General features: G+C 71.4%; 17 protein-coding genes. 8 read left to right on the forward strand and 9 right to left on the reverse strand.

Annotated elements, in window-relative coordinates:
• Window positions 1–143 precede the first annotated feature (143 nt).
• The gene (locus ACSP50_RS34945; protein ID WP_014694043.1) at window positions 144–1,547 is read left to right on the forward strand and encodes a C4-dicarboxylate transporter DctA; all 1,404 of its coding nucleotides are present in this window, start codon (window positions 144–146) and stop codon (window positions 1,545–1,547) included.
• A 339-nt stretch (window positions 1,548–1,886) separates the two neighbouring features.
• Window positions 1,887–2,759 carry a bifunctional 5,10-methylene-tetrahydrofolate dehydrogenase/5,10-methylene-tetrahydrofolate cyclohydrolase gene (locus ACSP50_RS34950; protein ID WP_014694044.1) on the forward strand — a complete coding sequence of 291 codons (873 nt, stop codon included), beginning with the start codon at window positions 1,887–1,889 and terminating at the stop codon, window positions 2,757–2,759.
• Window positions 2,760–3,214: 455 nt separating this feature from the next.
• Here the strand turns inward: ACSP50_RS34950 and ACSP50_RS34955 are convergent, their stop codons facing one another.
• Window positions 3,215–4,498, reverse strand: coding sequence for a class I SAM-dependent RNA methyltransferase (locus tag ACSP50_RS34955; protein ID WP_014694045.1), 1,284 nt, complete (start codon window positions 4,496–4,498; stop codon window positions 3,215–3,217).
• The gene (locus ACSP50_RS34960; RefSeq protein ID WP_014694046.1) at window positions 4,495–6,537 is read right to left on the reverse strand and encodes an APC family permease; all 2,043 of its coding nucleotides are present in this window, start codon (window positions 6,535–6,537) and stop codon (window positions 4,495–4,497) included. Before ACSP50_RS34960 ends, ACSP50_RS34955 begins: the two co-directional genes overlap by 4 nt.
• A gap of 114 nt (window positions 6,538–6,651) precedes the next feature.
• On the opposite strand from ACSP50_RS34960, the gene ACSP50_RS34965 reads away from it, so the two are divergent.
• Window positions 6,652–7,317: a TrkA family potassium uptake protein gene (locus ACSP50_RS34965; protein ID WP_014694047.1), complete on the forward strand. Its 666-nt coding sequence runs from the start codon at window positions 6,652–6,654 to the stop codon at window positions 7,315–7,317.
• A 1-nt stretch (window position 7,318) separates the two neighbouring features.
• Entirely contained in the window at window positions 7,319–7,984 is a 666-nt protein-coding gene (locus tag ACSP50_RS34970) for a TrkA family potassium uptake protein (protein WP_014694048.1), read from the forward strand.
• On the opposite strand, the gene ACSP50_RS34975 is transcribed toward ACSP50_RS34970, so the two are convergent.
• Genes ACSP50_RS34975 through dut form a run of 4 tightly spaced genes read right to left on the reverse strand, consistent with a single transcriptional unit; the run spans window position 7,981 to window position 10,252 of the window.
• Window positions 7,981–8,742: a DUF3159 domain-containing protein gene (locus ACSP50_RS34975; RefSeq protein WP_014694049.1), complete on the reverse strand. Its 762-nt coding sequence runs from the start codon at window positions 8,740–8,742 to the stop codon at window positions 7,981–7,983. The genes ACSP50_RS34970 and ACSP50_RS34975 overlap by 4 nt on opposite strands.
• Complete coding sequence (locus tag ACSP50_RS34980) at window positions 8,739–9,116, reverse strand: OB-fold nucleic acid binding domain-containing protein (protein ID WP_014694050.1); 378 nt, start codon at window positions 9,114–9,116, stop codon at window positions 8,739–8,741. Before ACSP50_RS34980 ends, ACSP50_RS34975 begins: the two co-directional genes overlap by 4 nt.
• 25 nt (window positions 9,117–9,141) lie before the next feature.
• Complete coding sequence (locus tag ACSP50_RS34985; RefSeq protein ID WP_014694051.1) at window positions 9,142–9,789, reverse strand: DUF3710 domain-containing protein; 648 nt, start codon at window positions 9,787–9,789, stop codon at window positions 9,142–9,144.
• A complete protein-coding gene (dut, locus tag ACSP50_RS34990; protein ID WP_014694052.1) occupies window positions 9,776–10,252 on the reverse strand; it encodes a dUTP diphosphatase in 477 nt (158 codons plus the stop codon). The genes ACSP50_RS34985 and dut overlap by 14 nt, the downstream gene beginning before the upstream one ends.
• A 93-nt stretch (window positions 10,253–10,345) precedes the next feature.
• Here dut and ACSP50_RS34995 point away from each other — a divergent pair, with 93 nt between their 5' ends.
• A complete protein-coding gene (locus ACSP50_RS34995; protein WP_014694053.1) occupies window positions 10,346–10,858 on the forward strand; it encodes a DUF3093 domain-containing protein in 513 nt (170 codons plus the stop codon).
• Here the strand turns inward: ACSP50_RS34995 and ACSP50_RS35000 are convergent.
• Window positions 10,809–11,573, reverse strand: a complete 765-nt coding sequence (locus ACSP50_RS35000) for a hypothetical protein (RefSeq protein WP_014694054.1) — start codon at window positions 11,571–11,573, stop codon at window positions 10,809–10,811. The genes ACSP50_RS34995 and ACSP50_RS35000 overlap by 50 nt on opposite strands.
• Window positions 11,574–11,698: 125 nt before the next feature.
• Window positions 11,699–11,995, reverse strand: a complete 297-nt coding sequence (locus ACSP50_RS35005; RefSeq protein ID WP_014694055.1) for a DUF4193 domain-containing protein — start codon at window positions 11,993–11,995, stop codon at window positions 11,699–11,701.
• Between the two features lie 345 nt (window positions 11,996–12,340).
• On the opposite strand from ACSP50_RS35005, the gene ACSP50_RS35010 reads away from it, so the two are divergent.
• Entirely contained in the window at window positions 12,341–12,889 is a 549-nt protein-coding gene (locus tag ACSP50_RS35010) for a LytR C-terminal domain-containing protein (RefSeq protein ID WP_014694056.1), read from the forward strand.
• A gap of 8 nt (window positions 12,890–12,897) precedes the next feature.
• Here ACSP50_RS35010 and ACSP50_RS35015 read toward each other — a convergent pair whose 3' ends face one another.
• Complete coding sequence (locus ACSP50_RS35015) at window positions 12,898–13,719, reverse strand: inositol monophosphatase family protein (protein WP_014694057.1); 822 nt, start codon at window positions 13,717–13,719, stop codon at window positions 12,898–12,900.
• A gap of 215 nt (window positions 13,720–13,934) precedes the next feature.
• On the opposite strand from ACSP50_RS35015, the gene ACSP50_RS35020 reads away from it, so the two are divergent.
• Both ACSP50_RS35020 and ACSP50_RS35025 read left to right on the forward strand, forming a co-directional pair.
• The gene (locus ACSP50_RS35020) at window positions 13,935–15,521 is read left to right on the forward strand and encodes an RNA polymerase sigma factor (RefSeq protein WP_014694058.1); all 1,587 of its coding nucleotides are present in this window, start codon (window positions 13,935–13,937) and stop codon (window positions 15,519–15,521) included.
• Between the two features lie 244 nt (window positions 15,522–15,765).
• Window positions 15,766–16,008, forward strand: coding sequence for a hypothetical protein (locus ACSP50_RS35025; RefSeq protein WP_014694059.1), 243 nt, complete (start codon window positions 15,766–15,768; stop codon window positions 16,006–16,008).
• The last annotated feature ends 582 nt before the right edge of the window (window positions 16,009–16,590 follow it).

Raw genomic sequence — 16,590 nt, forward strand, 5'->3', positions numbered from 1 at the left:
GGAGTCTATCGGGGTGGCGCCTGCGCGCGACCTGGAGCGAACGGTCAGCCCCGATTCCTCCACAGCACCTGCACATTCCCCGTTCGGCTGGAGGTCCGGCACTGAGCTGTGATTCAGTTCACAGACAGGGGTAAGATCAATGCATGTCCGTCGATGCCCCCGCTCCGCGGCGCCGGGACCGCAGCCACCTCCTCTATCTCTGCGTGCTCCTCGCGATGGCCCTGGGCATCGCGGTGGGCTTCGCCTTCCCCGACTTCGCGGTCAAGCTGAAGCCGCTCGGCACCGGATTCGTCGGCCTGATCCGGATGATGATCGCCCCGGTGATCTTCTGCACGCTGGTGCTCGGCGTCGGCTCGATCCGGCGCGCCGCCCAGGTGGGCCGGGTCGGCGGGCTGGCCCTCGGCTACTTCCTGATCATGTCCACCGTCGCGCTGACGATCGGCCTGATCGTCGGCAACATCCTGCACCCCGGCGCCGGCCTGCACCTGAGCCAGGAACTCGCCAAGACCGGCACCGCCCAGGTGAGCAGAACGGCCGAGGGCGGCGTCGACTTCGTCCTCGGGATCATCCCGGACACCCTGATCTCCGCGCTGACCAGCACCCAGGTGCTGCAGACCCTGCTGGTGGCGCTGCTCGTCGGATTCGCCGTGCAGTCGCTGGGCGCCCGCGGCGAACCGGTGATCGCCGCGGTGGCGCTGGCCCAGCGGGTCGTCTTCAGGATCCTCGCGATGATCATGTGGCTGGCCCCGATCGGCGCGTTCGGGGCGATGGCCGCCCTGGTCGGCGCCACCGGCTTCGCCGCGCTCAAGAGCCTCGCCGCGATCATGGTCGGCTTCTACGTGACCTGCGCGATCTTCGTCTTCCTGGTGCTCGGGCTGCTGCTGCGGCTGGTCGCCGGAGTGTCGATCGGGCGGCTGCTGCGCTACCTGGCCCGCGAATTCCTGCTCATCCTGTCCACCTCGTCGTCCGAATCGGCGCTGCCCCGGCTGATCGCCAAAATGGGGCACCTCGGGGTGAGCCGCCCGGTGGTCGGCATCGTGGTGCCCACCGGATACTCGTTCAACCTGGACGGCACCGCGATCTACCTGACCATGGCGTCCCTGTTCATCGCCGACGCCCTCGACCGGCCGCTCTCCATCGGCCAGCAGATCGGCCTGCTGCTTTTCATGATCGTCGCGTCCAAGGGCGCCGCCGGCGTCACCGGCGCCGGCCTCGCCACGCTGGCCGGCGGCCTGCAGAGCCACCGGCCCGACCTGGTTCCCGGCGTCGGCCTGATCGTCGGCATCGACCGCCTGATGTCCGAGGCGAGGGCCCTCACCAACTTCGCCGGCAACGCGGTGGCCACCATCCTCATCGGCACCTGGACCCACGAGATCGACCGCGACCAGGCGGCCCGGGTGCTGTCCGGCGAAGCGCCGTTCGACGAATCCACCTTCGACGACGACCCGCACGCCGGCGGCACCCCACCACCCGCCGTCGACGCCGCCTCCCCCGCTTCCGCTTCCGCTCCGCCTTCGCCGCTCGCCGGCCCTCCGACCGCCCTGTGACCGCCGACGACGGCCGCCTCGCACGGCCCACAGCCGCCGGGCCGGGCACCGTCGCGCCCCCACCACCGCCGCGCGTCCCACCACCGCCGCGCGTCCCACCACCGCCGTGCGCGGCCCACCACCGCGCACGTCCCACCGCCGCGCGCGATCCACCGCCGCGCGCGATCCACCGCCGCGCGTTCGCACCGGCTGTCGAATGACCCCGCCGCTTCACCGGGACCGCGGATCCGGCATCCTGGAGGCAAGCAGCGACTGGCGGCACGAGGATGGTCCGAACCATCGGGGAGCTCGTCACGGGAGTCGACCGCCTGGGCTCCCCGGCCGAGGAGCATGAGGAACATGACCACCGAGACAACCGGCGCCCGCCTCCTGCCCGGCGCGCCCGTCGCCGAGGCCGTCCTGGCCGACGTCCGCGACCGGGTCGCCAAGCTCAAGGAGCGCGGCATCCAGCCCAGCCTGGCCACCATCCTGGTCGGCGACGACGACGCCAGCGCCGGATACATCCGGATCAAGCAGAAGCAGGCCGCCGAGCTGGGCTTCGAGTCCCCGCACCGGCATCTTTCCGGCGACGTCACCCAGGCCGACCTGCTCCAGGTCATCGCCGAGTTCAACGACGACAAGAGCGTGCACGGCGTCCTGATCCAGTATCCGATCCCGGCCCACCTCGACTACGACGCCGCCCTGCAGACCCTCGACCCGGACAAGGACGTCGACGGGATGCACCCGCTCAACATGGGCCGTCTCGCGGTCGGCCTGCCCGGCCCGCTCCCCTGCACCCCGGCCGGGATCGAGGCGCTGCTCGCCCACCACGGCGTCGAGGTCGCCGGCCGTGAGGTGGTCATCCTGGGCCGCGGCGCCACCCTGGGCCGCCCGCTCGCCATGCTGCTGGCGCAGAAGCGGCCCACCGCGAACGCCGCCGTCACCGTCGTGCACACCGGTGTGAAGGACTGGCCGCGCTACACCAGGCGCGCCGAGATCCTGATCGCCGCGGTCGGCGTCCCGCACATCATCCAGCCGGAGCACGTGAAGCCGGGCGCCACGGTGATCGGCGCGGGCGTCCGCTACGAGGGCCGCCGCCTGCTCCCGGACGTCGACGAGTCCTGCGCCGAGGTCGCCGGCGCGATCACCCCCCGGGTCGGCGGCGTCGGCCCCACCACGGTGGCCATGCTGTTCCGCAACGCTGTCGCCGCGGCCGAGCGCGCCAACCCCTGACCCCGGTCACGGCCGGCCCACGCGGTCGGCACCGCGCCCGGAGACGACCGTGAGCGCCGGTCCGCGCCGGAGCGGCGGCTCACGCGGGACCACGCCGCCGGCCCCGGTTCCTCCGCCGGCCTCCGGTCGTCACCACGCCCCGAGGCGACACCGGGAGCCGGCCGGCGAAGGGGAACCGGCCGGCCGCCGGGAACCAGGCCGTGCGACGGCGCCGGCAAAGGGCGGTCCCGCCGCCCGCCGGGAACCAGGCCATCCGGCGGCGCCGGCAAAGGGCGGCCCTGCCGGCCGCCGGGAACCAGGCCATCCGGCGGCGCGGCAAAGGGCGGTCCCGCCGGCCGCCGGGAACCAGGCGGTCCGGCGGTGCCGGCGAGGGGCCGGGCAGTCCGACCCGGCAGCACGAGTGACGGCGCGCCGGGAGGGTCGGGGACGGCGAGCGGGACGAGCCGGCCGGGCGGTCAGGCGGGCAGGAGCAGGGCGACGCACTCGACATGCTGGGTCATCGGGAAGCAGTCGAAGGCGCGCAGCTCGGCCAGCTCCCAGCCCAGCGAGCGGAACGTCTTCACGTCCCGGGCCAGCGCCGCCGGGTCGCAGGCGACGTAGGCGATCGCCCGGGGGGAGGCGGCGGCCAGGCCGTGGACGACCTTGGCGCCGGCGCCGGACCGCGGTGGGTCCAGGATCACCAGGTCGACAGGCCCGGTGATCCGGCGGCGGGTCAGCGCGGTCTCGACGGTGGCCTGGACCACCTCGACGGACGGCAGGTCGGCCAGGGCGCGGCGGGCCGCCTCGACGCCGAGCGCGGACGACTCGACGATGGTGGTGCGGGCGCCGGTCCGGGCGGCCACGGCGGCCGCGAACAGGCCCGCCCCGCCGTACAGGTCCCAGGCGGTCTCGCCCGGAGCCGGCCGGAGCATGTCCAGCACCGCCGTGGTAAGGGTGGCCGCTGCTTCCGGGTGGACCTGCCAGAACGAGTCGGGCGCCAGGTCCCAGCGGCGGCCGCCGGCCACCTCGGTGACCCGTTCCGGCCCGGTGAGACGGACCAGTCCGGCGCCGCCGGCAGCCTCGGTGGGGTCGCCGAAGGCGGTCGGGTCGCCGGAGGTCGCGGCCGGGCGTTGCTGGGTGACGACGTCGCCGCCGGTGGTGGCGACCGCCTGCAGCGCGGCCGCGTCCGGCCACGGGTGGGCGAGCAGGTCGAGTTCCTGGATGGCCGGGTGGGCGATCAGGCACCGGTCGATCGGCACTACCTGGTGTGACCGGTGCTGGAGCAGCCCGGGTCGGCCGGCGGCGTCGACCGCGTACCGCACTCGGCTGCGCCAGTGGAGGAGGCCGCCGGGGAGGGGTTCCACGCGGACGAAATCGTCGTCGGTGTGCAGGTTCGCCATCCGGGCCAGCTGTTCGCGGACGATCTGCGTCTTCCAACGCAGCTGGGCGTCGCCGGAGACGTGCTGCAGATCACATCCGCCGCAGCCGCCGGGGTGGGCGTACGGGCACGGCGGGGTGACCCGGTCCGGCGACGCCTCGTGGATCTCGACGGCGTCGGCGCGCAGGTATCCGCGGTGCCGTTCGGTGATCTCCGCGGTGACCCGTTCGCCGGGCAGCGCGTGCCGGACGAACACCACCCGGCCGTGCGGGCCGCCGAAACGGGCCACGCAGTGCCCGCCGTGCGCCGGCGCCCCCACGGTCAGCTCGATCCGGTCGCCCTCGACAAGATCATCAGCGGGTGAGACGACGGGCGACGTCACGATTTCTCCTCGGCCGGCTGATCGGGAACGGCCGTCGCCTCGGGGTGGAACCGCGGCCCCCGCGCCGGCGCCCGGCTCAGGCCACGGTCCAGGCGGTCGAGGTCCCGGTCCTGGCTGGACCGCAGCTGCCACGGCACGCTGGTGACCATCACCCCCGGCTCGAACAGCAACCGGCCCTTGATCCGCAGCGCGCTCTGGTTGTGCAGCAGATTCTCCCACCAGCGGCCCACCACGTACTCGGGAACGAAGACCGTGACCACGTCGCGCGGTGACGCGCGCCGCACGCCTTTGACGTAGTCGATGATCGGTTTGCTGATCTCCCGGTACGGCGAGTCGATGACGGTCAGCTGGACCGGCAGCTCGCGGCGCTCCCATTCGGCCTGGATGGCCCGGGTGTCCTTGTCGTCGACGTTGACGGTGACCGCGGTGATCGTGTCCGGCCGGGTCGCCTGGGCGTAGGCGACCGCCCGCAGCGTCGGCAGGTGCACCTTGCTGACCAGCACCACCGCGTGGTTGCGGGAGGGCAGCGTCGGTCGTTCCTCGGTCGGCTGCAGCTCCTCGGAGACCCGGGTGTAGTGCCGGTGGATGGCCAGCATCAGGGCGTAGAACACGATCATCGCGACGATCGCGATCCACGCCCCGAGCAGGAACTTGGTGATCAGCACCACGATCAGCACGGCGGCGGTCAGGCCCATGCCGAACGCGTTGATCGCCCGGGAGCGGATCATCTGGCGGCGGCGCTCCGGATCGCGCTGAATCTTGAGCAGCCGGTTCCAGTGCCGGATCATGCCACCCTGCGACAGGGTGAACGACACGAAGACGCCGACGATGTAGAGCTGGATCAGCCGGGTCGGCTCCGCCTGGAACGCGACGATCAGCACGATCGCGACGCCGGCCAGGAACAGGATGCCGTTGCTGAACGCCAGCCGGTCGCCCCGGGTGTGGAACTGCCGCGGCAGGTACCGGTCCTGGGCGAGGATCGAGCCGAGCACCGGGAAGCCGTTGAAGGCGGTGTTCGCGGCCAGGAACAGGATCAGCGCGGTGACCGCGCCGACCAGCACGACCAGGCCCGAGCCGTGCCCGAAGACGGCCTCGGCGAGCTGGGCGGTGACCGTCTTCTGCTCGTAGTTGGCCGGCCCGGAGATGATCTGGGTGGTCTGGTCCTCGACGTACTGCAGGTGGGTCATCCGGGCCAGCGCGATGATCCCGAACAGCATCACGATCGCGATGCCGCCGAGCAGCATCAGCGTGGTCGCGGCGTTCCTGCTCTTCGGCGGCTTGAACGCGGGCACCCCGTTGGAGATCGCCTCGACACCGGTCAGCGCCGCGCAGCCGGACGAGAACGTCCGCAACAACAGGAAGACGAAGGCGAAGCTGGTGAGGTGGCTGGACTCGGCGGTGATCTGCAGGCCGGCGCTGGGCGCCCGCAGGTCGTCGCCGAGGATGTAGACGCGGAACAGCCCGGTCAGGATCATCCCGACGGTGACCAGGATGAACAGGTACGTCGGGATGGCGAACGCCAGACCGGCCTCGCGCAGGCCGCGCAGGTTGAGCGCGGTCAGCAGCAGCACCGCGCCGACCGCGATCTCGACCCGGTCGTTGCCCACCCAGTCCCAGGGCAGCACCGAGGCGAGGTTCTTCACCCCGGACGACACCGAGACCGCCACGGTGAGGATGTAGTCGACCAGCAGCGCGCTGGCCACCCCCAGCCCGGCGCGCGGCCCGAGGTTGACCGTGGCCACCTCGTAGTCGCCGCCGCCGGAGGGGTAGGCGTGCACGTTCTGCCGGTAGCTGGCGACCACGGTCACCATCACCACCGCGACCGCGAGCGTCACCCAGGGAGAGATCGCGAAGGCGCCTGCCCCGGCGATCGAGAGGGTCAGCAGGATCTCGTCGGGTGCGTACGCCACGCTGGAGAGGGCGTCGCTGGCGAACACGGGCAGCGCGATCCGCTTCGGCAGCAGCGTGTGTTGCAGCTTGTCCGAACGGAACGGCCGGCCCAGAAGCAGCCGCTTGGCTAGGGAGGTGGTACTTGCCACGAGTGCCAAGGGTACGGCCGGGCGTCATTTCGCGTAGCCCGCCCCGGACACCGCGCCGCAGAAGGGCATGGCACGCTCAACAGGGACCGTAGGCGATTCGGGAGGGCACCAACCGTGCACGTGGTGATCATGGGGTGTGGCCGGCTCGGCTCCACGCTCGCGCACAGCCTCGACACGCGGGGCCATCAAGTCGCCGTGATCGATCAGAACGCCGACGCGTTCCGGCGCCTGGGCTCGGAGTTCGGCGGCATCACGGTCAACGGGATCGGTTTCGACCGGGACGTGCTGAGGGCCGCCGGGATCGAGCGGGCGGACGCCTTCGCCGCGGTCTCCAGCGGGGACAACTCGAACATCATCTCGGCCCGGCTGGCCCGCGAGACGTTCGGCGTGCACCGGGTGGTCGCCCGGATCTACGACGCCAAGCGGGCCCAGGTGTACGAGCGGCTCGGCATCCCGACGGTGGCGACGATCCGCTGGGCCGCCGACCGGATGTTCCGCTACCTGGTGCCCGAGGCCCACAACGAGGTCTTCCGCGACCCGACCAGCGTGGTCAGCATCATCGAGGTGCCGATCCACAGCGACTGGGTGGGGCGGACGGTGAAGGCGCTGGAGGACGGCACCGGCGCCCGGGTGGCCTATCTGATGCGTTTCGGGATGGCCGCGCTCGCCCAGCCGTCCACCGTGCTGCAGGACGGCGACCAGGTCTTCGCGCTGGTCACCGACGACACCGTGAACAAAGTCCTGGACATCGCCGGGCGCGCCGGAAACGAGGGGCACTGACATGCGGATCGCCATCGCGGGAGCCGGCAACGTGGGCCGCTCGATCGCCCAGGAGCTGATCGGCAACGGTCACGAGGTGATGCTGATCGAGCGGCAGCCGCGCCAGCTCTGCCCGGAGCGGGTGCCCCAGGCCCAGTGGGTGCTGGCCGACGCCTGCGAGGTCAGCAGCCTGGAGGAGGCCGACGTGGCGTCCTGCGACGTGGTGGTCGCGGCCACCGGCGACGACAAGGCCAACCTGGTGGTGTCGCTGCTGGCCAAGACCGAGTTCGCGGTCGGCCGGGTGGTGGCCCGGGTGAACCGGGCGGAGAACGAGTGGCTGTTCACCGAGCAGTGGGGCGTCGATGTGGCGGTCAGCAAGCCGCGCCTGATGGCCGCGCTGGTCGAGGAGGCGGTCACGGTCGGCGACCTGGTCCGGCTGATGACCTTCCGGCAGGGTGAGGCCAACCTGGTGGAGATCACGCTGCCGCGCAACGCGCCGTACGAGGGCAAGCCGTTGCGTTCGGTGCCGATGCCGCGGGATGCCGCGCTGGTGGCCATCCTGCGCGGCAAGCGCGTGGTGGTGCCGACGCCGGACGACCCGCTGGAGGCCGGCGACGAGCTGATCTTCGTCTGCACCTCGGAGGTCGAGGACCAGATCCGCGCCGTGGTGCTGGGCGCCGCCGGCTAGGAGCTCTTCTGGGCCGAGGTGACCCGGTGGATGGCCCAGGCGGTGAAGGCGAACGTCGCGGCGTAGATCGGCCAGCTGATCAGGATCCGGACGATGCCCAGGGCGTTCGCCTCGCCGAGCTTCCACAGGTAGAACTGGATGCCGGCGCGCAGCGCCAGGGACGCCACCCAGACCAGGGTGAGCCACTGGAAGGTGCGGAACAGCCGGGCGTTGCCGAACCAGTCCTGCCGGCCCTTGTTGGCCATGATGCCCCAGGCGTAACCGATCAGCGGTTTACGGAAGGCCACCGACACCAGCAGCGCTGCCGCCTGCCCGAAGGTGAGCAGGATGCCGGGCAGGTAGAAGTTCTTGGCGTCGCCGCTCTTCCATGCGAAGTAGGCACCCAGAGCGATGCCGAACAACCCGTTGACCGCGTGCCGGACCGGCTGCCGGCGCGCCAGCCGGACCCCGCCGATCGCCACCGCCGAGCCGACCGAGCCGACGATCGCCCAGGTCAGCGCGGTCTGCTTGTCCAGGCCGGCGACCGATTCGCCGAGCAGCACGTTGAACAGCACGAAGGCCAGCACCGGGATGCTGGACTCGATCAGCCCGCGCACCCCGCCCAGTTGGTCGGCGATCTGCTCGCTGAGCGGCGGGAGCGCCTCCTCCTCGTCCGGAGCGGGGGCCGGGTGCAGGTCGAGCTCCTCGACGATGTCCTCGGCGAGCCGCTCCTCGACGGTTTCGTGCGCCACGTGGCGCGGCTCGTTGCCGGGTGTCACCGCGGCGCCTCCAGCTCGTAGTACGGGTTGTAGATGACCTTGCGGTCGTCCCGGATCGCGATCCGGCCGCGCGCGGTGAGCTGGCGCCCGGGCTCGATGCCGGCGATCGACCGGCGGCCCAGGAAGACCAGCGTGACCACGTCACTGCCGTCCCAGAGGTCGGCCTCCAGGGTGGGCAGGTTGGTCCGTGGAGTGTACGCCACGGTGCGCAACCGGCCGGACACCGAAACGACCTGGCCACGCCGGCACTGCCCGGCCGGCATGGCGCCACACTTCACCGCATCCCGCTGCAACTCCTCGGCATCGAGCTCGGAGTCGGTCGCGGTCAACCTGTCCAGGAACCGGCGCAGGCCGGTGCGCTGCTCGGTGGTCATGTGTTCACGGTAACCCGATCGAGGGTCAAACCTGCTGTGCGGGGTTCTGTTCGGCCATCTCCCGGGGCAGCCGTAGGGGCAGCGGCTCGCGGACCGGGCGCGGCTCGTCGTCGCGGACCACGACCAGGCCCTCCAGCGCCACGCCCAGCACACCCTCGCGGCCCGGGTCGGCCGCCGCCGCACCCTGGAACAGCGCCCGGACCATCCAGCGCGGGCCGTCCACCCCGACGAACCGCACGTCGGCCGGGCCCTCCGGGGTGTTGACCCGGGCCAGCAGCTCGGTGCCGTACCGCCCGGTCACCTCGCGGGCCGCCACGCCGTCGGCGGTCATCGCGCCGGCGATCTCCTCGCGGACCTCGTCCCAGATCCCCTCGGTCCGCGGCGCCGCGAACACCCCGAGCTGCAGGGCGCTCTCGCCGTCGACCAGGACGATCTGCTCGACCCCGCCCTCCGGGTTGGCCTGCACCCGCACCTCGACGCCCTCGATCGCCGGGATCTGCAGGCTGCCCAGGTCGAGCCGCTGCACGTCGCCCGGAGCGTGCTTGACGTCCCAGGGCCCGAACTCGGGCGCCGGGGCCTCCCCATCGGCCGCCAGGCTCTGGGCGAGCGCCTTGGAGGGCGGCGCGTCGGCCGCGCGTACGTGCTTGGCGCCCTCGCGCTTACGGGAGAACATCACTGCCAGCCTTTCCTTCGCTGAATCCACCGGTCGAGCCGTGCCCGCCCGTGCCCCGGGCGGTGTCGTCGAGCGAGTCCACCACGTGGAACGCCGCCCGCTCCACCCGCTGCACCACGAGTTGGGCGATCCGGTCGCCGCGGGAGATCTTCACCGCCCGCGCCCGGTCGTGATTGATCAGGTTGACGAGGATTTCGCCACGGTAACCGGCGTCGACCGTACCGGGCGCGTTGAGCACCGTCACCCCGAGGCGGGCGGCCAGACCGGAACGGGGGTGCACCAGCCCGACGAAACCCTCCGGGATGGCCACCGCGATGCCGGTGCCGATCTTGGCCCACTCCCCCGGCGCGATCTCCACGTCCTGCGCCGCGACCAGGTCGGCGCCGGCGTCACCGGGGTGTGCGTAGGCCGGCAGCGGCAGATCCGGGTCGATCAGCCGGACCGGGATGACGACGTCGCTCACGCGGGAATCCTTCACTTCGATGACGCTCCGGGGCGGTGCCTACCCTGCCATCCTGCCGTGCCCGGGTACGGAGGCGCGCCGTACCCTTCGAGGGTGACACCCGAGTCCCCGGCCCGCAGCACCCCGGCCTATCAGGAACGCCTCGGTCTGCCCTGGTGGGTGTGGCCGGCGGGCCTGCTGATCGGCGCGATCCTGGGCACCGAGGTGGCGCTGGCTCTGCCCGGGCTGCCCGGCTGGCTGCCGTACGCGGTGCTCGTCCCGCTCGCGGTCCTGCTCCCGCTCCCGCTGGGCCGGCTGCGGGTGGCCGTGCGCGAGGGCGAGTTCCTGGTCGACGACGCGCGACTGCCGGTCGCGGTGATCGCCGACGTGGTGGCCCTGGACGCGGCGGGCAAGCGGGAGGCGCTGGGCGTCGGCGCGCACCCGCTGGCCTTCGTGGTGCAGCGCCCGTGGATCGGCGGCGCGGTGCAGGTGCTGCTCGACGACCCGGCCGACCCCACGCCGTACTGGGTGGTCAGCACCCGGCGGCCGGTCGAGCTGGCCACCGCGCTGCTCGCGGTCAGTCGTCCAGCGCGGGCCGGTCAGGCCTCGTCAGAGCCCGCTTCCTGAGGTCGTCGCGCACCTTGTCGCCGATCGAGCGGGTGGCCCGCCGGTTGAGGTAACTGGCGACCGCGGCGCCGGTCAGCATCGGGCCCATCGAGGTCAGGTTGCGGCCGAACCGGCGGAGCAGGGTCTTCTGCAGCTCGCCGCGGGCGGCGGTGCCCAGCACGCTGGCCACCCCGGTCCCGGGCACCAGCGGGTTGACCCCGCGCTGGCCGGCCCAGGACTGGATCAGGGCGAGGGCACGCTCGGTCCCGTTGCCGGGGATCGGCTCCCGGTACAGCTCGTGCAGCTCGCCGATCAGTTTCATCTCGATCGCGACCACGGCGATCGTCTCGGCGGACAGCAGCACCGGCGCGGACAGCAGCACCGGCGCGGCGACCCACTCGACGGCGGCCACCCCGCCACCGGCCGCGCCCACGCCGGCCGTGGCCCGGGCGGCGTTGCGGATCAGCCGATCCGCCAGGTCGTCGTCGTCCAGGCCGGGGAAATGCCGGCGCAGCGTCTCCCGGTCACGGACCGGGATGTGCGGCGCCACGTCGGTGACCACCTCGGCCATCCAGCGCAGCGCGGCCCGGGGTTTGAACAACCGGCCCACGCCACGACGGCGCACGTCACCCACCAGCCGGCCGAGCAGGCGCCGACGGCCGGACGACTCCAGGTCGTCGGCGGTCAGGGCCGCAACGGTGCGGCCCAGCTCCTCGTCGTCGCCGGTGGCATCCATCGTCGTCCTTCCCGTCGTCGTCACCGGTACTGTGCCCGGTACCGCACCAGGGTCAAACCCCGTGTCCATCCCCGTGTGGGCCCGCCCGCGGGCGGGTGTCGGCGCTCTGCGCGCGAGCACGCCGGTCAGGCGCACTCGCGGCAGATCAGCTCCCCGTTGCGCTCCGTCGCCAGCTGGCTGCGGTGGTGCACGAGGAAACAGCGGGAGCAGCGGAACTCGTCGGTCTGCATCGGCAGCACCTTGACGGTGAGCTCCTCGTCGGCGAGGTCGGCACCGGGCAGCTCGAAGCTTTCCGCCACCTCGACCTCGTCCACGTCCACCGCGCCGGACTGGGAGTCGGCGCGGCGGGACTTGAGCTCCTCGAGGCTGTCCTCGCCGAGGTCGACCTCATCGCGACGCGGGGCGTCGTAGTCGGTGGCCATCGGTTTTCACTCTCCTGTATCGATGTGTCACTTGGCGTTAGTAACGCCCATGACAGGGTTTCGGTTCCCGGTTCCGCCAGACGATTTCTGACACTCGCGCGAACACCGTGTTCGGGCCCGGCGAGCGCGGAACCTTACCGCCGTTGCGGCAAGGTTGTACGCCCACTGGCGGCACATTGTTCCCGATGTGACTGAGGCGACATCAAAGTAGGGGTACCAGCGTCTGGATCATCGTCGGCGCGCCGGAAGCATCGCCTGTTTCCGCGCGGCTGGCGGACCCACGCTAACCTCTCGACAGGCGCGGCGACCTCACCGCGGCCGGTCGTCTGATCTGGAGCCAATCCCATGAGTTTTGCGCGCGTCCGAGCGCTCGTCGTCGTCGGCGTGCTCGCGGTTGCCGCGATCGTCTTCGTGATCGTCGCGCTGGTGCGCGACGATCAGGCGGACATCGCGGCCGGCGGCAAGTGTGCCGCCGGCGCTCCGGCCGCGGACATTCACCTGCCCGACGACCCGGCCGAGGTGACCCTGCAGATCCTCAACGGGACCAACCGGGCCGGCCTGGCCGACAGCGTCTCCACCGAGTTCAAGAACCGCCGCTTCACGGTCAAGGACCCGGGCAAGAGCAAGAGCAAGCTCAAGGGCGTGGCGGAGATCCGCTTCGGCCCCGACACGGTCGGCAAGGCGCAGCTGGTCAAGGCGTACTTCCTGGCTCAGGCGAAGATGGTGTACAGCGACAAGCGCAAGGGCGAGCTGATCGAGGTGGTGATCGGCAGCGACTTCCAGCAGCTGGCCACCACCACCGAGGTCAACCAGTCGCTGGTCGAGATCGGCGAGCCGACCCTGCCGCCGGGTGCCTGCCTCAAGCCGGTCACCAAGAAGCCCGAGAACGACTAGGACCGGCCCTAGGGCCCACCGGCGGCGTCCACCTCCACCAGCAGGTCGTGCAGGGCGGGATGGAGCGCCGGCGGGGCGAGCAGCACCATCTCCGGACCGGCCGGGGCGCCGCCCAGGCCGGACACGACCATGCCGGCCTCCGCCGCGATCAGCCCACCGGCCGCGTGATCCCACGTATTGAGACCTTTCTCGAAGAACGCGTCCAGTCTGCCCTCGGCCGCGAGGCAGAGGTCCAAGGATGCCGCACCCAGGCGCCGGATGTCCCGCACACGGGTGATCATCTGGGCGAAGACGCGGCCCTGATGGGCCCGCCGCCGAGGGTCGTAGCCGAATCCGGTGCCGACCAGCGCCTGCCCCAGCACGGTCTCGGTGGAGCAGCTGATCCGCCGGCCGTCCCGCCAGGCGCCGCCGCCGCGGGTCGCGGTCCACTCGTCGCCGGTCGCCGCGTTGCGCACCACGCCGGCCACCACCTCGCCGTCGACCTCGGCGGCCAGCGAGACCGCGTACTGCGGCAGCCCGTACAGATAGTTGACCGTGCCGTCGATCGGGTCGAGGATCCAGCGGACCGCGCCGGGCGCCGCGCCGGCCGCCCCGCCGTACTCCTCGCCGAGCACCGTGTCCCCCGGCCGCTCGGCCCGCAGCGCCGCCACCACCTGCCGCTCGACCGCCCGGTCGGCCGCGGTCACCACGTCCGTGTCGGTGCTCTTGGTCTGCACGTCGCCGATCGCCTCGCCGCGCATCCGGCTCGCCGTGGCCGCCGCCTCCCGGGCCACCCGGACAGCGATCTCCAGCAGCTCGCCGGGTGTCGATCCCGGAGAAATCTCGCTCACGTATGGGTCCTTTCCGCCGATACGATTCTCGCCCAGAGCCCGTGCCGACGAGGTCGTCGGGCCCCGGCGGCGTGCTGCGGGGGGAGGATCTCGTTCGACGGCGCTACAATTCACCCCTGCCCACGCTTCACGGACACTCACTGCGGGACGGTCCGTGACCCGGGGGTTCCCACATCAACCCGGCGAGACTCGCCTCCGGCGTGCTGCGCTGGACCATGGCCGTGCCCAATCTCATCGCCTCCGGAAGGTCATTCGTGACAGAAGCCCACCAGAACGGTGCCGACGTTCGCTCTCTCACCGAGGCCCTGATCACCCATGCCCAGGGTGCGGGCGGGCAGCTCACTTCGGCCCAGGTCGCGCACACGCTCGAGTCCGCCGCCGTCAACCCGGCACAGGCCAAGAAGATTCTGCGCGGCCTGGTGGACGCCGGGATCACGGTCGTGGTCGACGGCTCGGCCAGCACCCGCCGCAAGGTGGCCGCCGCCCGCTCCGCCACCCCGGCGTCGAAGGCGACGACCGCCAAGACCGCCGCCCCGGTGAAGAAGGCCGCGCCCGCCCCGAAGCAGGCCGCCGCCCCGTCCACCGACCCGGCGAAGGCCACGCCGGCCGCGCGCAAGGCGGCCCCGGCGAAGAAGGCCGCGGTCACCGCCAAGGCCGCCCCGGCGAAAGCCGCCAAGCCCGGCGAGGAGGGTCCCGAGGGCGAGGAGATCGACCCCGAGGAGCTGGCCGCCGAGATCGAGGACGTGGTGGTCGAGGAGCCGCCCGCGCTCGTCGCGGCCGCCGCGACCGACGCCGCCAGTTCGGCCACCGACGGCGACTTCGAGTGGGACGACGAGGAGTCCGAGGCGCTCAAGCAGGCCCGCCGGGACGCCGAGCTGACCGCCTCGGCCGACTCGGTCCGCGCCTACCTCAAGCAGATCGGCAAGGTTCCGCTGCTCAACGCGGAGCAGGAGGTCGAGCTCGCCAAGCGGATCGAGGCCGGCCTCTACGCCGCCGAGCGGCTGCGCGCCGCCGAGGAGGGCGAGGAGACGCTCGAGCGCAACTTCGAGCGTGACCTCAAGTGGATCAACCGGGACGGCGAGCGGGCCAAGAACCACCTGCTCGAGGCGAACCTGCGGCTCGTGGTCTCGCTGGCCAAGCGCTACACCGGCCGCGGCATGGCGTTCCTGGACCTGATCCAGGAGGGCAACCTCGGCCTGATCCGCGCCGTCGAGAAGTTCGACTACACCAAGGGCTACAAGTTCTCGACCTACGCGACGTGGTGGATCCGGCAGGCGATCACCCGCGCGATGGCCGACCAGGCCCGCACCATCCGCATCCCGGTGCACATGGTCGAGGTCATCAACAAGCTCGGCCGCATCCAGCGCGAGCTGCTCCAGGACCTGGGCCGTGAGCCCACCCCGGAGGAGCTGGCCAAGGAAATGGACATCACGCCGGAGAAGGTGCTGGAGATCCAGCAGTACGCGCGTGAGCCCATCTCGCTGGACCAGACGATCGGCGACGAGGGCGACAGCCAGCTCGGCGACTTCATCGAGGACTCCGAGGCGGTCGTCGCGGTCGACGCGGTCTCCTTCTCGCTGCTGCAGGACCAGCTCCAGCAGGTGCTGCAGACGCTCTCCGAGCGGGAGGCGGGCGTGGTCCGGCTGCGGTTCGGCCTGACCGACGGGCAGCCGCGGACCCTGGACGAGATCGGCCAGGTCTACGGCGTCACCCGTGAGCGGATCCGGCAGATCGAGTCGAAGACGATGTCGAAGCTGCGGCACCCGTCACGGTCGCAGGTTCTGCGCGACTACCTCGACTAGACCGATCGGTCAACATTACGTGTCCGTTTGGTCACCACCCGTACATCAACGGGTGGTGATCAGACCGTTGTGCAGAAGTGATCGTTGACGTGGCACCCTGGGAACACGGCACACTAGTCGCAATCGGTGTGACCTCGGTCCCCCCGGGGCACTACGGGAAGGCCGCAAGGGTGCAGAGTGTTGCACCATGTGTTAGCAGTAGCCGAGGAACATGTTCATCGGTGACGAACAGAGGAGGAAGGCGATGACCCCGACTCTCACGCCGCCAGCGGGAAGCCTGGCCGGCACAGCAGCCGATGAACGGTGCGACCGCTGCAATGCAGCCGGGAAGCTCCGTTTGACCCTGGCTGGTGGAGGTGACCTCGTTTTCTGCGGCCACCACGCCAACCGTTACGCCGAGGATCTGGTGAAGATCGCGGTGCAGTTCTCCGCCGATCCGGAGTTCACCTGGCGCGGTGCGAACATGATGTCGAACTCCAGCAACTAACAGCGGTCCCCCAACTGAAGACGGAATCGAAGGGGCGTCTCGCGAGAGGCGCCCCTTCACCGTGCTCGCCGGTGCGTCCTCGGAAGATCAAGATCAAATTTGCCAGGCGGATGTCGTGCGCTCCGGCCGATAATCGATCACCACTCCCGGGCAGCTTCCCTCCAGAAGACCCAGAGCAAGATCAACATCATGATGTCGTGCGCTGCGGCCGATAACTGATCGCTGCTCCCGCCGCTCCCGGGCAACTCTTTTCCAGAAGACCCAGAGCAAGATCAACATCATGATGTCGTGCGCTGCGGCCGATAACTGATCGCTGCTCCCGCCGCTCCCGGGCACGGCGATTTTGGCCGCTGCGCGTCCAGAACAAATCACCGCGCCCTACCGCCCGCGGGTGGTCACTGGACCCCAGACCCGCCCCGCGAGGCTCGCCATGGGCAAATGAGCGGGCCGGACGACATCGCCAAGCCGTAGCTCCACCCCGGCCGGCCGAGTCATCCCGGGCGGGATCGGTCGGTTGAGGCTGGCGAGTCTGCGCGGACCGGTCAACCAAGGCCGGGAATCCTGCGCGGACCGGTCGGGTGG

It is taken from the genome of Actinoplanes sp. SE50/110 (genome assembly GCF_900119315.1).
Classification (GTDB): Bacteria; Actinomycetota; Actinomycetes; order Mycobacteriales; family Micromonosporaceae; genus Actinoplanes.

Excerpts from the sequence above, each read along its gene's own strand:
- ACSP50_RS34945 (WP_014694043.1), top strand. The coding sequence starts at position 144 with ATGTCCGTCGATGCCCCCGCTCCGCGGCGCCGGGACCGCAGCCACCTC.
- ACSP50_RS34950 (WP_014694044.1), top strand. The coding sequence starts at position 1,887 with ATGACCACCGAGACAACCGGCGCCCGCCTCCTGCCCGGCGCGCCCGTC.
- ACSP50_RS34970 (WP_014694048.1), top strand. The coding sequence starts at position 7,319 with ATGCGGATCGCCATCGCGGGAGCCGGCAACGTGGGCCGCTCGATCGCC.
- ACSP50_RS34980 (WP_014694050.1), bottom strand. The coding sequence starts at position 9,116 with ATGACCACCGAGCAGCGCACCGGCCTGCGCCGGTTCCTGGACAGGTTG.
- ACSP50_RS34985 (WP_014694051.1), bottom strand. The coding sequence starts at position 9,789 with ATGTTCTCCCGTAAGCGCGAGGGCGCCAAGCACGTACGCGCGGCCGAC.
- ACSP50_RS35000 (WP_014694054.1), bottom strand. The coding sequence starts at position 11,573 with ATGGATGCCACCGGCGACGACGAGGAGCTGGGCCGCACCGTTGCGGCC.
- ACSP50_RS35005 (WP_014694055.1), bottom strand. The coding sequence starts at position 11,995 with ATGGCCACCGACTACGACGCCCCGCGTCGCGATGAGGTCGACCTCGGC.
- ACSP50_RS35010 (WP_014694056.1), top strand. The coding sequence starts at position 12,341 with ATGAGTTTTGCGCGCGTCCGAGCGCTCGTCGTCGTCGGCGTGCTCGCG.
- ACSP50_RS35020 (WP_014694058.1), top strand. The coding sequence starts at position 13,935 with ATGGCCGTGCCCAATCTCATCGCCTCCGGAAGGTCATTCGTGACAGAA.
- ACSP50_RS35025 (WP_014694059.1), top strand. The coding sequence starts at position 15,766 with ATGACCCCGACTCTCACGCCGCCAGCGGGAAGCCTGGCCGGCACAGCA.